Source organism: Vibrio sp. M260121 (genome assembly GCF_036533715.1).
GTDB lineage: Bacteria > Pseudomonadota > Gammaproteobacteria > Enterobacterales > Vibrionaceae > Vibrio.
In genome coordinates, this window is sequence record NZ_JATABF010000007.1 from 86,267 (window position 1) to 103,213 (window position 16,947).

Here is a 16,947-nt window from a genome sequence, read left to right on the forward strand (position 1 = left end):
ACCCTCTAGCTATAAATGCTGTTGAGTGCTAGACGTTGTTTTTCTTCACTAAACGCATCATTGAGCCCAATTGTGTATCGATAGAAGTCGATGTCGTGGTAGTGATTGATACAATGGCTCATCTGTTTGGCCATTTCTTCTGGAGTTGCCGCTAAGAAAGGATAGTTAAGATCCTTCGTGGCACCGATAGAGCGAATAACCATAGGTAAGTGCAACTTTGCGGCTTCCAAAATAGTGAGAGGCATGCCTTCCCAGGCGGCTGTGTGAAGATACAAATCCGCGTCTTTGAGTAGATTCACGACGTCATCGCGAGGAATCATTCCTGTTACCGTAATCCCCTGAGAGCGAAGCTTATTTTCAAGCTCTGCCTCACCACCGCCAATCCAAGTAATGTCAAATTTCCGCGCCAGCTGCGAAGGGTCAATATGATTCAATGTATCCAGTAAAAACTGAGGATCTTTTTGTGGCGCCACGCGGCCGAGTACCACAAGTTTTAGTGTGGTTTGTTGTGAGCTTTTTAGACGCTCTTCACTGTCATATGTCACGTAATTGTTTAGTAAATCAGCACGTTTAGCGCCTATGCTGATGGCTAAATCACACTCGCGTTGGCTGCAACCTGCCACCACATCAATCCTCCTGATTGCCATTTTTTCTAATGTTTTGTAGACCTGTTTAGCAAAGCCGGAAATGTCTTCACGTTCAAAAGCGTAACAATGAGGCGTATAAACTAAACGTGCTCCACCGAGCTTTAAAAAGCGACCTAAAAAGCCCGCCTTGCTTGAGTGTAAATGAACAATATCTGGTTTTAGCTCAGCGATAAATGCGTTGGCGTCTTTCATAAATTGCAGCAGATTGCCCTCAACCCATTTTGCATGACTAAAAACATGGTTGCTCGATTCATTGGTCATATCGTTTGAGCGCGCGCGCGCGAGCAGTGAATGTTCATAAGGCTCTGAACGTGATGAATGGACGTAGCTGTAAAGTGCCGTTTGAACGCCTCCACCGAAGGCTTCAGTAATATGTAGTACTTTTTTCATCACGACTTCGTCCCTGGTGTTTGTTTCCACTTGTCTTTAAATGCCTCGCGTTCCTGTTCTGAGTAAACATGGCGATAGAGGGGCAGGTCGTACATGTAGAAAAGCTTCGAGAAGTCGTAGTGTTCTTTAAAGTACTGATGGATGTTGGAATACCACTTGTTCTTTGCTTCATTACTGTTTTTAAGAACGAAGTCATCAAGCTGAAGAAACTCACCAATCTCTTGATCGAGTGAGCTAAGTTGTTCACATTTAATTAGGATAACGCTGGCTCGTTCGTTATTGAACGTATAGAAAGGTTGATTATTATCAATCTCTTGCCTAAGAACATCGATGCCAAAGTTACGCTTAAGTTCATTATCGAACCAGTTAGCGAAGTAATTCAGGTTTATATAGTTATCGAAGCAGTGCTCTAGATGTTTGTAGGTCACATCCATATCACGATGAATAGCATCATTTTTCTTCCCTTCAATAAATTGAAGGTGTAAGTCTTGGAAGAAACGAGAAAACACGGTCGCGATAGGGTCTCGGACTAGTGTGACGATCTTTATATGCTCACGCTTTTGAAGAATGCGCTTACGCTTATTGAGCACTAGGCGATACATGGTGCGGTTCTTTAAATCAAAGAATTTACTCACGTCCTTTTTGTTGTGATACATGTGGAACTCTTCATGATCATCAAAGGTATGGATGTGGTAGCTCGGGATCTTTCTTTCGCCAAGAGTGTGCTCAATAGATGACGAGCCCACTTTGCCCATTTGATAAACCAATACGAAATTGTCGGCTTGAAGTTCTCGGTTTTTTTCAAATTGTCGAGAGATTGAATATTTCATTTATCCTATCCTTGATAACTATAAATTCATTGTTCCGCAGCGTTTATTGATTGTTTGTTATTGGCGGAATCGGTAATTCAGATTGATGGTGATGATCAGTTTGTTTTTGATGTTCTGTCTGACGACTATGATGCCGTTTTTTACTGATCATGACGGGTAGTAAAAGTATTAAAATGATGGTGGTATTCACGGCAACGAAAAACACCATGATTAGTGCATAAATGGAGAGTAAGAGGCTTTTTTTGTTGTCTATCAATGTATTGAAGCAAAATTTCATAAATAAGAAATAACTACCAAACAACAAAGCAATACCAAGTAATCCATATTCGATCGAGGTGTCGAGTATGAAGTTATGGGTATAGATGGCTAACTCATCATAATTGAAATAGTTGATCATATAGTTAGGTAGCATCTTTGCCCCAACGCCTAAAATAGGGTGTTGAAGTAAGATGTCTAAGCCATTTGCTAGCAGTAATTTACGGTGTAAATTGGAGACCCAACGAGCTTCACTTTGATTCGCAAACAGGATGTCTTCTTGGGTGATTTCAAGCTTGTCTGCGAACTGATCAAATCCAAAATAAAGAGTGGCAGAGACGGTTGCCAAGACAATTGAGGCGCTCGCGATTAACACTGTCCATGTATAAGTTTCGCTGATAGTCTGGCGTATCAGCCTTTTAATAAGTAATTGATCAACAAAGACTAATAAACAGAAGCCGAGTAGTGCTTTTCTCTCTTGTGAGAGTAGAAGAAGTGCAAAAGCAAACAGCATTAAGAAAGGGAATGCTCTAATTCGGTCACGATACAAATAGAGTAGGGAACAGAGTACGCCGAAAGCATACTTACTTACGCCAAGTAGCTTAAAACCGCTGTGGTAACCTTGCACGAAGTGCCATGCTGCCACCAGAGAGCAAATCAGCACAAGACAGTAAGTGAGGTATACCATTACCCGTTCATCATCAAATACCCCATACGCAAACAATACTCCTAACAGACTGAGGATCGCTATCCACTGTACCGTCTCAGTAATCAACGGTAGTAAGGGGACACGGTTGAACAGGCCATTGATAAATACATAGCTGGTAAACAGCAGTAAGAAGCCGATACAAGGATGAAACAACTTATTCGCCTTACCTTCAATCACTACAAGCGCTGCTAATCCTAATGACAGCAAACTCGCAATATCAGAGGGTGCTAATGCGACTCCACCGGCTCTAACTTTTACTGGAACAAAGAAAAGCGCCAGAGTTATCGCCGCCAGTAGAGCGATGCGGTTACTTGCTGGCGCAAAGTTGTTGGTAAATGCCATAGTATCCATCTCGGAACTTGTCGATAGTGTAGAGCTTGGCGCGATTCACTGAATATTCGCTTGCTTGTTGGTAAAGCTCTGCGGTGTTACATAGCTGCGTGAGCTTCTCGGCTAGTTGGTCTGGTTGACCGACTTTAAAGAGGTATGTATCGCTACCCATGACTTCATCTAGCCCAGGCACATCAGAAGAGAGAACAGGTAGACCGGCAGCCATGGCTTCAACCGCTGCTAAACCGAAGCCTTCAACATGTGAAGACTGAACGTATACGTCCATATCAGACAAGAAGGCGGGAATGTCCGAGACAACACCATGGAAGTTAACGCGCTGAGTCATATTGAGCTCTTGGCTTAGAGATTCGAGTTCAATTCGCTTAACGCCATCCCCCGCTAAGTGGAGATGATAGTGTGAGGGGAGTTGGGCAGTGGCGCGAATCAGCGTCTCATGATCTTTGTGTTCATGCAGACGGCCCACCATTCCGATGTTGATCGTCGGTTTACCCATAAGTTGACTGCCTGATTTTACCGTAAGAGGAAAGCGAGCTAAATCCACACCGTTATGCACGACACGGTATTTATGTTCAAAATGCGGCATGAACTTAACCAGCTCTTCTTGTACTTTTTCACTGATGCTCACTGTAAGGTTATGGCCGCGATAAAGCAGGAACTCCATAAACTTAAACAATGGATAGTCACGACGGCGATTATATGAGCAATGCTCGGTCTGAATTCTCTTTTTACCAACAGCGAGTAATGCAAGATAAATTGATGGGTATAAATGCCCATGCACGAGATCTGGCCAGCGCAACAGCGTCCATTTCTCTTTGAGGGAGAGGGTTTGCCAGTTAAAGCATTCAATGTTCTTGGAAGTGAGTTGCTCTAAATAATCATTGTCATCACAGAGTACGAGAACTTTGATCTCATAGTCAGATGTGTGCTCCATAACCAAATCAACGAGAAACTTTTGAGCGCCACCGTTCTTGGATAGATCATTGATAATGTGAAGTATTTTGGTTTTCATGACTTGGTCGCTAGATACTTTTGTTTGAACTTTTCAATTTCAGGCGCGGTAAAGAAATGCCTAGTCAGCGTTGACGAAAGCATTTCCTCAACAAACTCGGACTTTGGCTGGTATGAGCCTTTAAACTCTTTAATCAATGGCGAATACCACTTGTTGTCGGCTTGGTTTTCGTGAGCGACAGTGACGTCTTGTTGCAGGAATTCACTAATGGCCTGTTGTGACAGGTCTAGCTTATCGATACGAATCACCATGAGTGAGAAATTACGATTTTGGTAGGTTTGATAGCCAAGCTCTTGATCGAAAGGCTGAGCGAAAACATCGATGCCTGTCAGTGCTTTGATTTCATTATCAAACCACTGGAGCGGGTATTGGTGATTTACATGTTCTTCAAACGCTTCATGAAGCAATTGAGGATGTTCGGTACGCACGGCACTGTCGTCTTTCAGGTACTTATCCACCATCCAAAACGGCAGTGATTGAAAAAACATGGAGATGTTTCGACCAACAGGTTCTCTCACGAGGGAGATAATTCGTACCTGCTGTTTACGTTTAAGCATATTGATCATGATGGCTCGCTTCAAAATGCGTTTCACATGGTTAGTGATGGGTTTATGCAGTTGAGCTCGAACGGGTGAAATCTGTTTGCCTGCTTCAATCGACATCAAATCGTGTAGGTGAAGCGAATTTGGGATCGACTTCTCCAGTGCGCTAGAGCCCACTTTACCCATTTGATAAATGAGTACAGGCTCTGCTTGGCTTTTGAGAAGCTGATACCACCGCATGCTTTTACTAGTAGGCGTATTTTTGGACATAAAGCGCCTCTCCTTCCTTAGATTTTGCTTGAGTGATCAGAACGCCAAGTGATGGTATTGAATGTTGAATTTGTTTGGATAACGCTACGTTAACCAGTGATGCTTTGGTAGATTCAGAACGAATGACTGTAATCAGTCCGTTGGCTTTTCGACCAAGGATTAACGCGTCGCTCACCGAGAGCAGTGGTGGGGTATCAATGATAATGCGGTCGTATTTACTCTTGAGATATTCAAGGAGTTTTTCGAATCGCTCGGAAGCTAATAATTCTTGCGGGTTTGGTGGAATAATGCCTGCAGGCAACACATCCAAGTTCGCTTCGTCACTACGAACAATACACTCACTCAAAGGCGTATCCATGGTGAGGATATTGGTCAGTCCCGGGTTTGATTCAGGAAGATTGAATCGCTTAGCCAATGATGGTCTGCGTAAGTCGCAATCAATAAGTAGAACCTTTTCCATCGTCGAGAAAGAGACGGCCATATTGATGCTGGTGGATGTTTTGCCTTCTTCCGGTATAGCAGAAGTAAAGGGCAATACTTTTTGCTTCGTGTTAGTCAATCTCAGCAATAGTGAGGTTCGAGTCGAGCGACAAGCTTCACTAAATAGCTTTTCATCCTGATCTAAGTATGCCGAATAGGTAACGCCGCCTTGTCTTAAGTTACGTTTTTTCACCTTTGGGATAGTGCCAAGGCAAGTGACTCCAAGTTTGTCTTGTACATCCGATGAGGTGCGAATCACTTCTCGCAATGTTTCCAAGATGATCACAAGCGCACACGCGATAGCGAAACCAAAGAACGTTGCAATCAGGACTAACTTCATGCGTTGAGGTGCAATAGGGAAGAGTGGCACGATTGCAGGATCGGTAAATCGCGCCGTAACGTTTTTGTAATCACTAGTTGCGTTCGTCTCTTTTTCGCGGTTTAAGAATGCTTCGTACAAGTCTTTGTTTGATTCCACTTCGCGCTTGAGTTGCTCGTAACGCGCTTTTTGTGAGCCCAACATTTGGAAGTCAGACTTCTTGCTGTCTAGTTCTGCTCGTAACAAATCTTCTTGTGACTTAGCAGCGAGTAAGTCTTGTTGTTTACTAAAGGAAATTTCGCTAATCAGTCGTTGTGTTCTTGCTTGAATCGAAGCTAACTGTGCTTTCGCTTGAATCATACGATCGTGTTTTGGACCGTATCGTTGAGAGAGTTCAGAGACGTTTTTGGCCGCTTGGGCTTCTGAAAGCTTTAAATCACGGATCTGTGCTTGGTTGGCAAATTCGTCTATCGACAATAGGCTATCTAAGTCTTGAGATGACTTACGTTTTAGCAATTCAATCAGAGTTTGGGCTTCGATACGTTTATTAACTGCAGCGTTCAATTTACGGTTGAGCTCTTCGAGTTCATTGGCGTAAATATCATCAATGCCATTAATATCGATGAGTCCTTCCTGCATCAAGAAGTCTTGTAAAGCTTGTTCAGAAGCTCTCAATCGTTCTTCGAGCTTCTGTGAGTTATTGGTTAACCAAGTCGCTGCATTTTGTGTGACAACGAGTTTCGCTTCGAAGTTAGCGTCGATATAAGCCTGACCGACGGCGTTTGCGATGGTTGTCGCTAATTGAGGGTCAGTCGAGCGGAAACGAATTCTCACCAACTGTGTATTGCGTACAGGCTCAATCTCAAGCTTTCTCTTGAAGGTTTGGAGCGCTTGATAGTAAGGCTTACTATGTTGCGAGGTTTCCTTTGGATTCGGTGCAACATGTAGTAAGTCCTGAACAAATGGGATGGCTTTTATTTCATCTATCTTCTGTTTTAAGCCACTGGAACTGGTGAACTCGGGGTGCTTGGTTAAGTTCAACTGTGTGATCACTTTGTCTGCGATATGGTTTGATTTTAGGATCGCAATTTGAGTTTGGAAGTACTCTTTTTTGGTCGTATCTACACCGTAAACTTCTTCTATTGAAAGGGCGCTTTTTTGCTCTTCTTGGATAAGAAGGGTTGCAGTAGCTTGGTATACCGACTTCTTAGAATAGATATACCAAGTGCAGGTCAAAGAAAAAATGATGGTGAAAGCGAGAATGCTCAACCAGTTTTTTTTGAGTGTTCTAAAGTGGTGCCCAAAACGAATCAACTCGACGTGATTCGAAGAAGGGTGAGTAGAATGAGTTCCGTTCATTGAATTGCCTGTCATTAGAAGAAGCTCTGATCGATAAATACAATGTCGCCAGGTTCTACAGAGCGCTGCATGCTGACGCTTTCCACGGTTTTACCCGTGTTGTGTTGGGTTAGGTTAATGCTCTTGCGAGAGGCTCTATCGGTTAAGCCACCCGCAAGCGCGATAGCTTTCTCTATGGTTAATCCGGGTTGATATTCAAATCCACCAGGCTTTCTCACTTCGCCATTAACGTAGAAAAGTCGAAAACTATTGATGGTTACCATTACCTTCGGGTTAATCAGGTAGTCGCCTTTTAATCCCGTTTCTATTTCGTATTTAAGCTGTTTAGGGGTTTTGTTGATGGCCTTGATGCGTCCAAGGTATGGGTAATCAAAATAGCCGTCTGAAGTGATCAGGATATTCTTTATGGAAAGATCTTCCTCACCGTAGACTTGAACCGAGATGGTGTCACCAGTATCGAGTAAGTAATCTTGCTCATTGGCACTGGCAAAAGAAGGTGTGCTAAGAAGCACAAGTACTAAGCCAAGTAACGTTGCTAGTAAGTTCATTCATATTCCTTGTTACAAAGAGAGTCGAGCACTAATAGACCAAACGTTTTGGTCAAAGCTGTAACCTTGCCAGTTGGAGGTCTTATCTTGATAGCGCCAATCGGCTTGAAGTAAAACCCATCGTTTGATTTGGTAATCGAGCCCTGCTGAGAGGGCATAGAGGTCTTCTTTACGAGTGACGCCGGTGTAGTCATCCTCTTGATAAAGCGCGCCTAAGCGTGTTGTGAGATAACTATTCCAATCGTGCTTGAGGTTTAACAGATAGCGAGTCTGTAAGTCGTAATCACCATCTTGATCTGGGCTCACTGCGGCTTGAGTGGTTTTAAGCGTAATCAATGAATGTTCTTGGGGTAGCCACTCTAAACCGATGTCCCAGCTGAACCCGTTAAAGGTCTCGCGTTGATGGCTGTCAAAGTCTTTAATTTGATAACCTAAACGGGCGATACCTTTGGTTTTCCCTGTGACTTCCCACTGTGCGCCGGTGTAGTAGAAACCAGAGTAACTGTTTTTTGATGGCACTGAAGGGTTGTCTGAAAGGTAATCGGTGCTCATTTGTTGAGTGCCAATCAGCCAATATGTTCTTGTTGTTGCTCGAAGATAAAACTCTAGGTGCGCGTTTGGGGCGCGAAAGTCGTTGTATTTGGTCTTGGCGACAGGTTTTCCCGGCAAGCCATCGCGGTAGTTTTGGTAAGTTTTTTCTCGATAGCCAACACCCAATTCCAGCCTACCTTTTGAACCTTCAGAGCCAAATCCATAGTTTGTTCTCAGATCGTTAAGATGAAACTTAATGGGCTCGTTTAAGAAGCTGCCTTGCCCTTCGGTAAAGTCTTCCCCTTTTTCTTCATGCTGTGCACGAAACTGATAGTCAACCACTAAACGATTGCGGTGGTTGAACTCGAAAAAGTTGGTAAATTGAAAGGTGTGGTCGTCGTAATCATTCTGCTCATCGGAAGAGAAACCGGCACTCAGCTTGTACAAGATATTTGCTCGATATTGATTACGTTCAATCTTAGCGAGTAATGCAGGCTCTACTCCCCAAATGTTGACCGATTCGATGTTCTCTCCACGATCGGCCTTGTTGATGTTGTCATCACCTTCGTAGAACACGCCTAAGGTCGGGATGAACTCAATCCCAGAATCCGTTTTATAAGCCATTGGGTCAGCGTTCGCAGAAAGCGAAGCCAAAGCAATCGACACAAAACCGGCCGCTTTTGTCATGTTGATGAACTTAGTACGCATTGGAACCAGTAAACCCTTTGAAAATCGTAAGGAAGATGATCTTGATGTCCATCCAAACTGACCAGTGATGGATGTAGTCCAAGTCGAACTCGACGCGTTTTTCCATCTTGTCGAGCGTGTCTGTTTCACCACGATAGCCATTGATTTGCGCCCAGCCAGTGATGCCCGGTTTGACTTTGTGGCGAAGCATGTATCGGTCGACTATCTGACGGTACTCCTCGTTGTGCGAAACCGCATGAGGACGTGGGCCTACGATGGACATTGTGCCTTGAAGAACGTTGATAAATTGCGGTAACTCATCAAGAGAAGTTCGGCGAAGAAACCCACCAAAAGGCGTGATACGTGGGTCATTCTTGGTGGCTTGTTTAACGTCGCTGCCTTGTTCCATCGTGGTCATTGAGCGAAATTTCCAGACCTCGATTTTTCTTCCATCCAAACCGTAACGGAATTGTTTGAAGATAACCGGACCTTTAGAGGTCGCTTTTATGCCGATAGAAATGGCGAGCAAAATCGGAGAGATAAGTAGCAAGATGATGCTAGATAAGATGATGTCTTCTAATCTTTTTACCCATGATGAGATACCTGCAAATGGGGTATCAAATACACTCAAGGTTTGAACTTGGCCGATTTGATCCCAGCGCGAATGCAGTAAGTTGTAAGTGAAGAAATCAGGGATGAGATAGGTATTAGCAGTAGTATCCGAGAACTGATTCAGAAACAGTGCAATACGCTCATTAGCATGCATGGGCATTGCGATGTAAACGTAATCGACTTCGCCACGCTTCGCTCTTTCAAGTGCTAGCCCAACGTTGCCTTTGATTGGGTACTCCGACTCAGGTAAACGCTCTTTAGATCGCTCGTCATAGAAACCATCAAACAACACACCATGCTCAGCATGATTCTTTAATTCGTTGGCAAGGGTGAGGCCATGAGGTGTTTGACCTATGATGATGGCAGTACGTGTGTTGTATCCGAGCTTTCTCATATAAGCCAGCGCTACTCGAAATAGTGTGCGCCATGAGAGGAGAAGTACAGGCGTAATCAATAGCCAAGTCGCAAGAATATAACGTTCAAATAGAGTATGGACGTGCGAGAAATAGAGAACCATAAATAAGAATGCGCAAGTCACAAGCCATGAGACACAAACAATGAAGACTTGGTCTTTGAATGAGCTGGTTCGCCAAGAACGGTAGAGCTTGCCACTTTCAGCAATGATGAAGAAAGTCACGCTGCTGACGAAAGACAGAATAACGTAGTCCTTTTCAATCGATGTGTTGGCATCATTCAGAATTAAAAACAGCATGAATGAGACGATGACTGCAAGGTCGGTGAGGCGATAGAGAAATGCAAATTCCACCTCATGAGAACGAATAAGTCCTTTATGTTTCATATCCTAATTTCCTTTTCGGTACGTTACCTTTCCTCAGCGACCGAACTCGATAGTGTTGATTTAGTGTTTGAATAGACAGAGAAGTACTCAGGCGACTTGCTTCCGACGTTATAAACTCAGGCTCTTATAATTTTCGAGATAAGTTTAAAAACTCACGTTATTTCGGTAAGTGGAAATAAGAATGAAATTTAGAGGTTGGGCTGACTTTGGAGGTTTAAGACAAAGTTGGTACTTAGGCTGTAGGAATGAGAAAAAGTATTATATGGATGGATTTTCCATAAAAACTTAGGCTTATGTGGAGGCTTATCGAATGTATTATTTCTCTTCAATAAAAATAATACGTTAGTGGCGGGATAAAAAAATCCCTCTCGAATGAGAGGGATTGGTAGCAAGCAAAGGTGAAAGAGTTTTTACTCGAAATCTACGCCGTTTTCTTTGTGTAGTCGGCGGCATGCACGGCCATCGCTGTGGAATAGATGACAACGATACGCAGGGATACCAATTTCAAGTTTGTCACCAGTTTCAACTGGTAGTGTGTCTGGTTGACGGTAAATAACGTCAGCGTCTGCGCCTTCCAGGTTTAGGTAAACCTGAGTTTCGTTACCTAGTTTTTCAACGATCATCACTTCACCGTGAATTGTCGCGTCAGCTTCAACCGCTTGAACTAAGTGCTCAGGGCGAATACCTAGTGACATACGGTCACCACGGTTAACTGTTGTGCCATCGACTGGAATCCAGAACGACACACCGTTAGAAAGTTGTACTTTTACGCGCTCTGCTTCGGCTTCTTCAATGAATACACTCATGAAGTTCATTTTTGGAGAACCGATGAAACCAGCTACAAAACGGTTTTGTGGGTAGTGGTAAAGCTCAAGAGGCTTACCAACTTGCGAAACGTAACCGCCGTCTAGAACAACGATTTTGTCTGCCATGGTCATTGCTTCAACCTGATCGTGCGTTACGTAGATCATGGTACAACCAAGTTGGCGCTGAAGTTTCGTGATTTGAGCACGCATGTTCACACGCAGTGCTGCATCCAAGTTTGATAGTGGTTCATCAAGAAGGAATACGTCTGGCTGAGACACTAGCGTACGACCGATAGCAACACGTTGGCGTTGACCACCAGAAAGTGCTTTTGGTTGACGGTCCAGTAGGTGACCAAGCTGTAGGATTTCAGCAGCGTGTTCTACGCGCTTGTCCATTTCCGCTTTATCAGCTTTTGCCAGCTTCAGACCAAATGACATGTTGTCATATAGGTTTAGGTGTGGGTAAAGAGCGTAAGACTGGAATACCATACCAACACCACGTTTGGATGGTTCTACGTCGTTCATGCGCTGGTCACCAATATACAAATCACCTGAAGTAATGTCTTCAAGACCGGCAATACAACGTAGCAGGGTAGATTTACCACAACCTGATGGACCTACGAAAACCACGAATTCACCTTCGTGGATTTCCAGATCTACGTTCTTAGAAATCAGTACGTCGCCATACGCTTTACAAACATTTTTTAACGTGACACTCGCCATGTAGCTCGTCCTCGATCAATTTTTATTATTCACCGCTCATCATTATATGAATTATCTAGCGAGCAGTAACAGTAGGAATCGGTAAGTTATTGTGATTGGTAAGAAAAACAGGGTAGTACTCCAAATGTCCTGAACTGGAGCACTACCCACCATAGCCAAATACGAGTTTCTCTCCCCCACATTATTCGTGTTGTCTCCCCCGTGAAATAATTACCACAAACAACACCAATAATGACATTCCACTCGTATGGCAATGAAAAACCAGCAAATCTTTTTTACCTATAGGGTAGGTACTGCTGGGAAAGGGTTCTTACCATCCACTCTTGGATGACTGCAGTTTCTAAGATTGTGTTCACTGCTACATCCTCCTAATCGAAATAATTGTAGGGGGAGTAGGCAGGGAGGAGGCAAAAAGTAGGAGTAGAGGTGGAGTTGGGCGGAAGTCACATTATTGCGTGACCTAAAGTTGAAATCGATCACAGGAAGTATTCATTTTGTGATTTGAGTCTCTAACCCTTGGCGATTCAGATCACGAAAATACGTCATAATTGCAAGGGCGTAGGGATTAGGAGGATGAGACATATGGGATTATTTCAGATGATATATGTCGAAATACGGCTGAACCTCAATGGACTAGCCCTACATCAAAAATATAAAAAGGATACGAACATGAAAAAATTAAGCGCTGCAGCACTAGGTACTCTTGTTGCTCTGGGCTCTTTCGGTGCAAACGCTGCCATCGAAGAAGGACAACTTACTATCTGGATCAACGGTGATAAAGGCTACAACGGTCTTGCAGAGGTTGGTAAGAAGTTTGAAGAAGACACTGGTATCAAAGTAACAGTGGCTCACCCAGACGGCCTACAAGATAAGTTCCCTCAAACTGCAGCGACAGGTGATGGTCCTGATATCGTATTCTGGGCACACGACCGTTTCGGTGGTTATGCAGAAGCTGGTCTACTTGCTGAAATCAAACCTTCTAAAGAGGTTCAAGAAGGTATCGTTGATTTCGCTTGGGATGCAGTACGTTACGACGGCAAATTGATCGGCTACCCTGTAGCGGTTGAGTCTCTATCTCTTATCTACAACAAAGATCTAGTTCCAAACCCACCTAAGACTTGGGAAGAAGTTGCTGCGCTAGACGCAAAACTTAAGAAAGACGGTAAGTCTGCAATTATGTGGAACCTAAAAGAACCGTACTTCACATGGCCACTAATGGCTGCTGATGGTGGTTACGCATTCAAGTACACTTCAACTGGCTACGATGTTAAAGATGCTGGTATCGCGAACGAAGGCGTGAAAGACGCAATGAACTTCGTGAAAGGTCTTGTAGACAAAGGTGTTATCTCTGCAGATATGGACTACTCAGTATCTGAGTCTGCGTTCAACCAAGGCACTGCGGCGATGACTATCAACGGCCCATGGTCATGGGGCAACATCGAGAAGTCTGGTGTGAACTACGGCGTAACAACGCTACCTAAGTTCCAAGGTCAATCTTCTAAGCCATTCGTTGGTGTTCTAACAGCTGGTATCAGCACTGCATCACCTAACAAAGACCTAGCAGTAGAGTTCATCGAGAACTACCTACTAACTAACGACGGTCTACGTATGGTTAACAATGATAAGCCACTTGGCGCGGTTGCTCTAAACTCATTCCAAAAAGAGCTAGATTCAGATACTCGTATTGCTGCAACAATGGACAATGCGATGAACGGTGAAATCATGCCAAACATCCCACAAATGAACGCATTCTGGGGTGCTGCTAAGAACGCTATCATCAACGTTGTTGACGGTCGTCAAACTGTAGATGCTGCACTAGCAGATGCAGAAAAACAAATGACTAAATAATTCAGTAATACCCTTTTAAGGAGGGGGCAACTCCTCCTTACTTTTCTATTTTTATCCTATATTCGCTAGCAGGTTCCCTATGCAGTCAGTTCAAGGTACAAATGCTATGACAGCACCAGACGCCAGCCTTCCGAGCAGCAAAAAAGTGTTTATCAAGTGGGCACTATTGGGCACAGTCGGCATTATCAATGGCTACGCTACAATCCTTATGTATTCTCGTGGTGAGATTGCGTTTGCACTCCTTACGCTCATTCTTACCGCTTTAGCGCTATTTATTTTTGGTAGTAAAAAGACCTACGCTCATCGCTATATCTACCCAGGTATTGCGGGGATGATCTTATTCATCCTTTTCCCTTTGGCTTATACCATAGGTCTTGCATTCACTAACTACAGCGCAAAAAACCAACTTTCTTTTGACCGTGCGCAGACCGTTTTGATGGACAGAACGTACCAAAGTGGCGACAGCTACCCGTTCACTCTGTACAAAACTGAGCAGGGTCACCAAATTGTAGTGAAGAAAGGTGAAGCGCTTTTAGCAACACCAACCTTTGAATTGCAAGGTTTCTCTGCAACGGATTTAGACTTAACACCAATCACAGAAGTGACGGGCGATAAAGAACCGATTAAAACGATCGTTAAAAACCGCAGTGCTCTAAGTGGCGTTGATTTACACATGCCAAACGGCGATGATATCCGTATGAGCGGTCTTCGTAAGTTTGCTGCTGTAGTTCCTCTTTACACGCTGCAAGACGATGGTGAGACGCTATACAACAATCGTACTCAAGAGACACTACGTCCTAATATGGATGTGGGCTACTACCAACCAGTAGACGAAAATGGTCAGTTTGTTGGTAACACAGTTTCTCCAGGCTTCGTAGTAAACATCGGTACGCACAACTTTGAACGTGTTTGGAAAGATGATGGCATTAAAGAGCCGTTCATCAGTATCTTTATCTGGACGATTGTTTTCTCTGCGTTGACCGTTGTTTGTACTCTGGTTATCGGTTTGGTACTTGCAAGTGTCGTTCAGTGGGAAGCCTTGAAAGGCCGCTCTGTATACCGATTACTGCTGATTCTTCCGTATGCGGTACCAGCGTTTATCTCTATCTTGATCTTTAAAGGTCTCTTCAACCAGAGCTTTGGTGAGATCAACATGTTGTTGGAAGGGCTGTTTGGTATTAGCCCTGCGTGGTTCTCAGACCCATTCATGGCGAAAACCATGATCCTAGTGGTCAACACTTGGTTGGGTTTCCCTTACATGATGATTCTTTGTATGGGGTTACTGAAAGCTATTCCTGAAGATCTGTACGAAGCATCGGCTATTGATGGCGCAAACTTCATCACTAACTTCACTCGCATTACATTGCCGATGATGCTGAAACCATTGACGCCACTGCTGATTGCTAGCTTCGCGTTTAACTTCAACAACTTTGTACTTATCCAGCTATTGACGGGTGGTGGTCCAAACATGATTGGCACATCAGAGCCAGCAGGTTACACGGACTTACTTGTAAGCTACACGTACCGCATCGCCTTTGAAGGTGCTGGTGGTCAAGACTTCGGTCTAGCAAGTGCAGTTGCAACGCTTATCTTCCTATTGGTTGGCGCACTAGCACTATTGAACCTACGTGTTACTAAAGTAGCTCAGGATTAAGGAGACAGAACAATGGCAATGGTACAAGGCAAGTCATTAAAATATCGTGTTTGGGCTACGCATATCGCAATGTGGGCGTTCCTAGCGCTGATTATCTTCCCACTGTTGATGATCATTGCGATCTCATTCCGTGAAGGTAACTTTGCAACGGGTAGCCTTATCCCAGACAACCCAACGCTAGACCACTGGAAACTGGCGCTAGGTATATCAGTAACAAACGCAGATGGCTCAATTACACCACCTCCATTCCCAGTCATGACTTGGTTGTGGAACTCAGTAAAAGTTGGCGGAATCTCAGCTATCTTGATTGTGGCGCTATCAACAACATCAGCTTATGCGTTTGCTCGTATGAAGTTCAAAGGCAAGAACACTATCCTGAAAGCGATGATGATCTTCCAAATGTTCCCTGCAGTATTGGCATTGGTTGCCCTATACGCATTATTTGACAAGCTAGGTCAGTACATTCCGTTCCTAGGTTTGAACACGCACGGTGGTTTGATCTTCGCTTACTTAGGCGGTATTGCGCTTCACGTATGGACAATCAAAGGCTACTTTGAAAGTATCGATTCTTCATTAGAAGAAGCAGCAGCGCTTGATGGTGCAACGCCTTGGCAAGCATTCCGCCTGGTACTACTTCCACTGTCAGTGCCAATTTTAGCGGTAGTGTTTATCTTGTCATTTATCATGGTGATAGGCGAAGTTCCGGTAGCATCACTACTGCTATCTGATGTAAACTCGTACACTCTTGCGGTTGGTATGCAGCAGTACTTGTACCCTCAGAACTACTTGTGGGGCGACTTTGCGGCAGCAGCAGTGCTCTCAGCTGTACCAATCACAGCAGTATTCTTACTGGCGCAACGCTGGCTTGTTGGTGGTCTAACGGCTGGTGGTGTGAAAGGTTAATCTTGGTTGGTCACTAAGATACAAAAGAATAACTAGAAAAGGGCGACCATTAGGTCGCCCTTATATTTAGCATCGATATTACACTTTTGGTTTGGCCGCCGATCAGTAATATCTCGCTTTCATTGGCGTTACGCATAGCTGGCTGTTAGCTTAGTTCCTTACGCTTTAATCACTAACAGTTTCTTGTAACCATAACCTGAGTTTAGACTCAGGTTTTTTTATGCCTATAGATTCATTTTGTATTTATAACAGACACAGACTAACCAGTTTGCAATGCATTACACAGTGGCATCCGAATGACGTGCGTATCACTTCACATAATTAGTGTAGGGGTATTCGAAAGGGAACGGTGATGTAATCAGGGGAGGGCTTTAAAACTCGCGGCTAGATGGCGCACAGCCTACATATTGCAGCAGTGTGTACAAACTCTCTTGTTGCAATGCGACACGACGAAAAAGATCGGCGAATGTGGTATCGCCACCAAAGCAGGTCTGGATGTAGTGGTTAATTTCGTCTTCGTTATAACCTTCCACATACATGGTGCGCACCCATTGGTACTCGACCGCCTTTAAATTGGTCAATGTCTTTTCACTTAATGTGGTCTCTTTTAATCTCAAGATCCAAACTCTATCCAACGCTAAAATTGTGCGTGGATTTAATCAAATCAAAGTGAAA

Annotated in this window: 14 protein-coding genes; 3 read left to right on the plus strand and 11 right to left on the minus strand. The window is 43.9% G+C overall.

Annotated elements, in window-relative coordinates; genetic code table 11:
- Nucleotides 1-5: 5 nt before the first annotated feature.
- From QTO06_RS06390 to malK, 10 genes are all read right to left on the minus strand, one after another.
- On the minus strand, nucleotides 6-1,037 hold the full coding sequence (locus QTO06_RS06390; RefSeq protein ID WP_331407228.1) for a glycosyltransferase: 1,032 nt from the start codon (nucleotides 1,035-1,037) through the stop codon (nucleotides 6-8).
- Nucleotides 1,037-1,867, minus strand: coding sequence for a putative capsular polysaccharide synthesis family protein (locus tag QTO06_RS06395; RefSeq protein ID WP_331407229.1), 831 nt, complete (start codon nucleotides 1,865-1,867; stop codon nucleotides 1,037-1,039). The genes QTO06_RS06390 and QTO06_RS06395 overlap by 1 nt, the downstream gene beginning before the upstream one ends.
- 43 nt (nucleotides 1,868-1,910) lie before the next feature.
- Nucleotides 1,911-3,173: an O-antigen ligase family protein gene (locus QTO06_RS06400; protein ID WP_331407230.1), complete on the minus strand. Its 1,263-nt coding sequence runs from the start codon at nucleotides 3,171-3,173 to the stop codon at nucleotides 1,911-1,913.
- Entirely contained in the window at nucleotides 3,139-4,191 is a 1,053-nt protein-coding gene (locus QTO06_RS06405; protein WP_331407231.1) for a glycosyltransferase, read from the minus strand. Before QTO06_RS06405 ends, QTO06_RS06400 begins: the two co-directional genes overlap by 35 nt.
- Entirely contained in the window at nucleotides 4,188-5,003 is an 816-nt protein-coding gene (locus QTO06_RS06410; RefSeq protein ID WP_331407232.1) for a putative capsular polysaccharide synthesis family protein, read from the minus strand. Before QTO06_RS06410 ends, QTO06_RS06405 begins: the two co-directional genes overlap by 4 nt.
- Entirely contained in the window at nucleotides 4,981-7,176 is a 2,196-nt protein-coding gene (locus QTO06_RS06415; protein ID WP_331407233.1) for a GumC family protein, read from the minus strand. Before QTO06_RS06415 ends, QTO06_RS06410 begins: the two co-directional genes overlap by 23 nt.
- The gene (locus QTO06_RS06420; RefSeq protein WP_331407234.1) at nucleotides 7,176-7,709 is read right to left on the minus strand and encodes a polysaccharide biosynthesis/export family protein; all 534 of its coding nucleotides are present in this window, start codon (nucleotides 7,707-7,709) and stop codon (nucleotides 7,176-7,178) included. Before QTO06_RS06420 ends, QTO06_RS06415 begins: the two co-directional genes overlap by 1 nt.
- A gap of 12 nt (nucleotides 7,710-7,721) precedes the next feature.
- Nucleotides 7,722-8,948, minus strand: coding sequence for an outer membrane beta-barrel protein (locus QTO06_RS06425; RefSeq protein ID WP_331407235.1), 1,227 nt, complete (start codon nucleotides 8,946-8,948; stop codon nucleotides 7,722-7,724).
- Entirely contained in the window at nucleotides 8,938-10,338 is a 1,401-nt protein-coding gene (locus QTO06_RS06430; RefSeq protein ID WP_039985258.1) for an undecaprenyl-phosphate glucose phosphotransferase, read from the minus strand. The genes QTO06_RS06425 and QTO06_RS06430 overlap by 11 nt, the downstream gene beginning before the upstream one ends.
- A gap of 410 nt (nucleotides 10,339-10,748) precedes the next feature.
- Nucleotides 10,749-11,867, minus strand: a complete 1,119-nt coding sequence (malK, locus tag QTO06_RS06435) for a maltose/maltodextrin ABC transporter ATP-binding protein MalK (RefSeq protein WP_199438001.1) — start codon at nucleotides 11,865-11,867, stop codon at nucleotides 10,749-10,751.
- Between the two features lie 669 nt (nucleotides 11,868-12,536).
- Here malK and malE point away from each other — a divergent pair.
- The 3 genes from malE (at nucleotide 12,537) to malG (ending at nucleotide 16,272) form a co-directional block, all read left to right on the plus strand.
- A complete protein-coding gene (gene malE, locus QTO06_RS06440) occupies nucleotides 12,537-13,715 on the plus strand; it encodes a maltose/maltodextrin ABC transporter substrate-binding protein MalE (RefSeq protein WP_033006399.1) in 1,179 nt (392 codons plus the stop codon).
- 79 nt (nucleotides 13,716-13,794) lie between these two features.
- Nucleotides 13,795-15,369: a maltose ABC transporter permease MalF gene (gene malF, locus QTO06_RS06445; RefSeq protein ID WP_054823703.1), complete on the plus strand. Its 1,575-nt coding sequence runs from the start codon at nucleotides 13,795-13,797 to the stop codon at nucleotides 15,367-15,369.
- Nucleotides 15,370-15,381: 12 nt separating this feature from the next.
- Nucleotides 15,382-16,272 (plus strand): maltose ABC transporter permease MalG, encoded by an 891-nt coding sequence (gene malG / locus QTO06_RS06450; protein WP_005441164.1) that lies wholly within the window; start codon nucleotides 15,382-15,384, stop codon nucleotides 16,270-16,272.
- A gap of 371 nt (nucleotides 16,273-16,643) precedes the next feature.
- Here malG and QTO06_RS06455 read toward each other — a convergent pair whose 3' ends face one another.
- Nucleotides 16,644-16,889, minus strand: coding sequence for a hypothetical protein (locus tag QTO06_RS06455; protein WP_027726536.1), 246 nt, complete (start codon nucleotides 16,887-16,889; stop codon nucleotides 16,644-16,646).
- Between the last annotated feature and the right edge of the window lie 58 nt (nucleotides 16,890-16,947).

Coding starts and splice junctions, on each gene's coding strand:
- QTO06_RS06390 (WP_331407228.1), bottom strand. CDS start 1,037: ATGAAAAAAGTACTACATATTACTGAAGCCTTCGGTGGAGGCGTTCAA.
- QTO06_RS06395 (WP_331407229.1), bottom strand. CDS start 1,867: ATGAAATATTCAATCTCTCGACAATTTGAAAAAAACCGAGAACTTCAA.
- QTO06_RS06400 (WP_331407230.1), bottom strand. CDS start 3,173: ATGGCATTTACCAACAACTTTGCGCCAGCAAGTAACCGCATCGCTCTA.
- QTO06_RS06405 (WP_331407231.1), bottom strand. CDS start 4,191: ATGAAAACCAAAATACTTCACATTATCAATGATCTATCCAAGAACGGT.
- QTO06_RS06410 (WP_331407232.1), bottom strand. CDS start 5,003: ATGTCCAAAAATACGCCTACTAGTAAAAGCATGCGGTGGTATCAGCTT.
- QTO06_RS06415 (WP_331407233.1), bottom strand. CDS start 7,176: ATGACAGGCAATTCAATGAACGGAACTCATTCTACTCACCCTTCTTCG.
- QTO06_RS06420 (WP_331407234.1), bottom strand. CDS start 7,709: ATGAACTTACTAGCAACGTTACTTGGCTTAGTACTTGTGCTTCTTAGC.
- QTO06_RS06425 (WP_331407235.1), bottom strand. CDS start 8,948: ATGCGTACTAAGTTCATCAACATGACAAAAGCGGCCGGTTTTGTGTCG.
- QTO06_RS06430 (WP_039985258.1), bottom strand. CDS start 10,338: ATGAAACATAAAGGACTTATTCGTTCTCATGAGGTGGAATTTGCATTT.
- malK (WP_199438001.1), bottom strand. CDS start 11,867: ATGGCGAGTGTCACGTTAAAAAATGTTTGTAAAGCGTATGGCGACGTA.
- malE (WP_033006399.1), top strand. CDS start 12,537: ATGAAAAAATTAAGCGCTGCAGCACTAGGTACTCTTGTTGCTCTGGGC.
- malF (WP_054823703.1), top strand. CDS start 13,795: ATGCAGTCAGTTCAAGGTACAAATGCTATGACAGCACCAGACGCCAGC.
- malG (WP_005441164.1), top strand. CDS start 15,382: ATGGCAATGGTACAAGGCAAGTCATTAAAATATCGTGTTTGGGCTACG.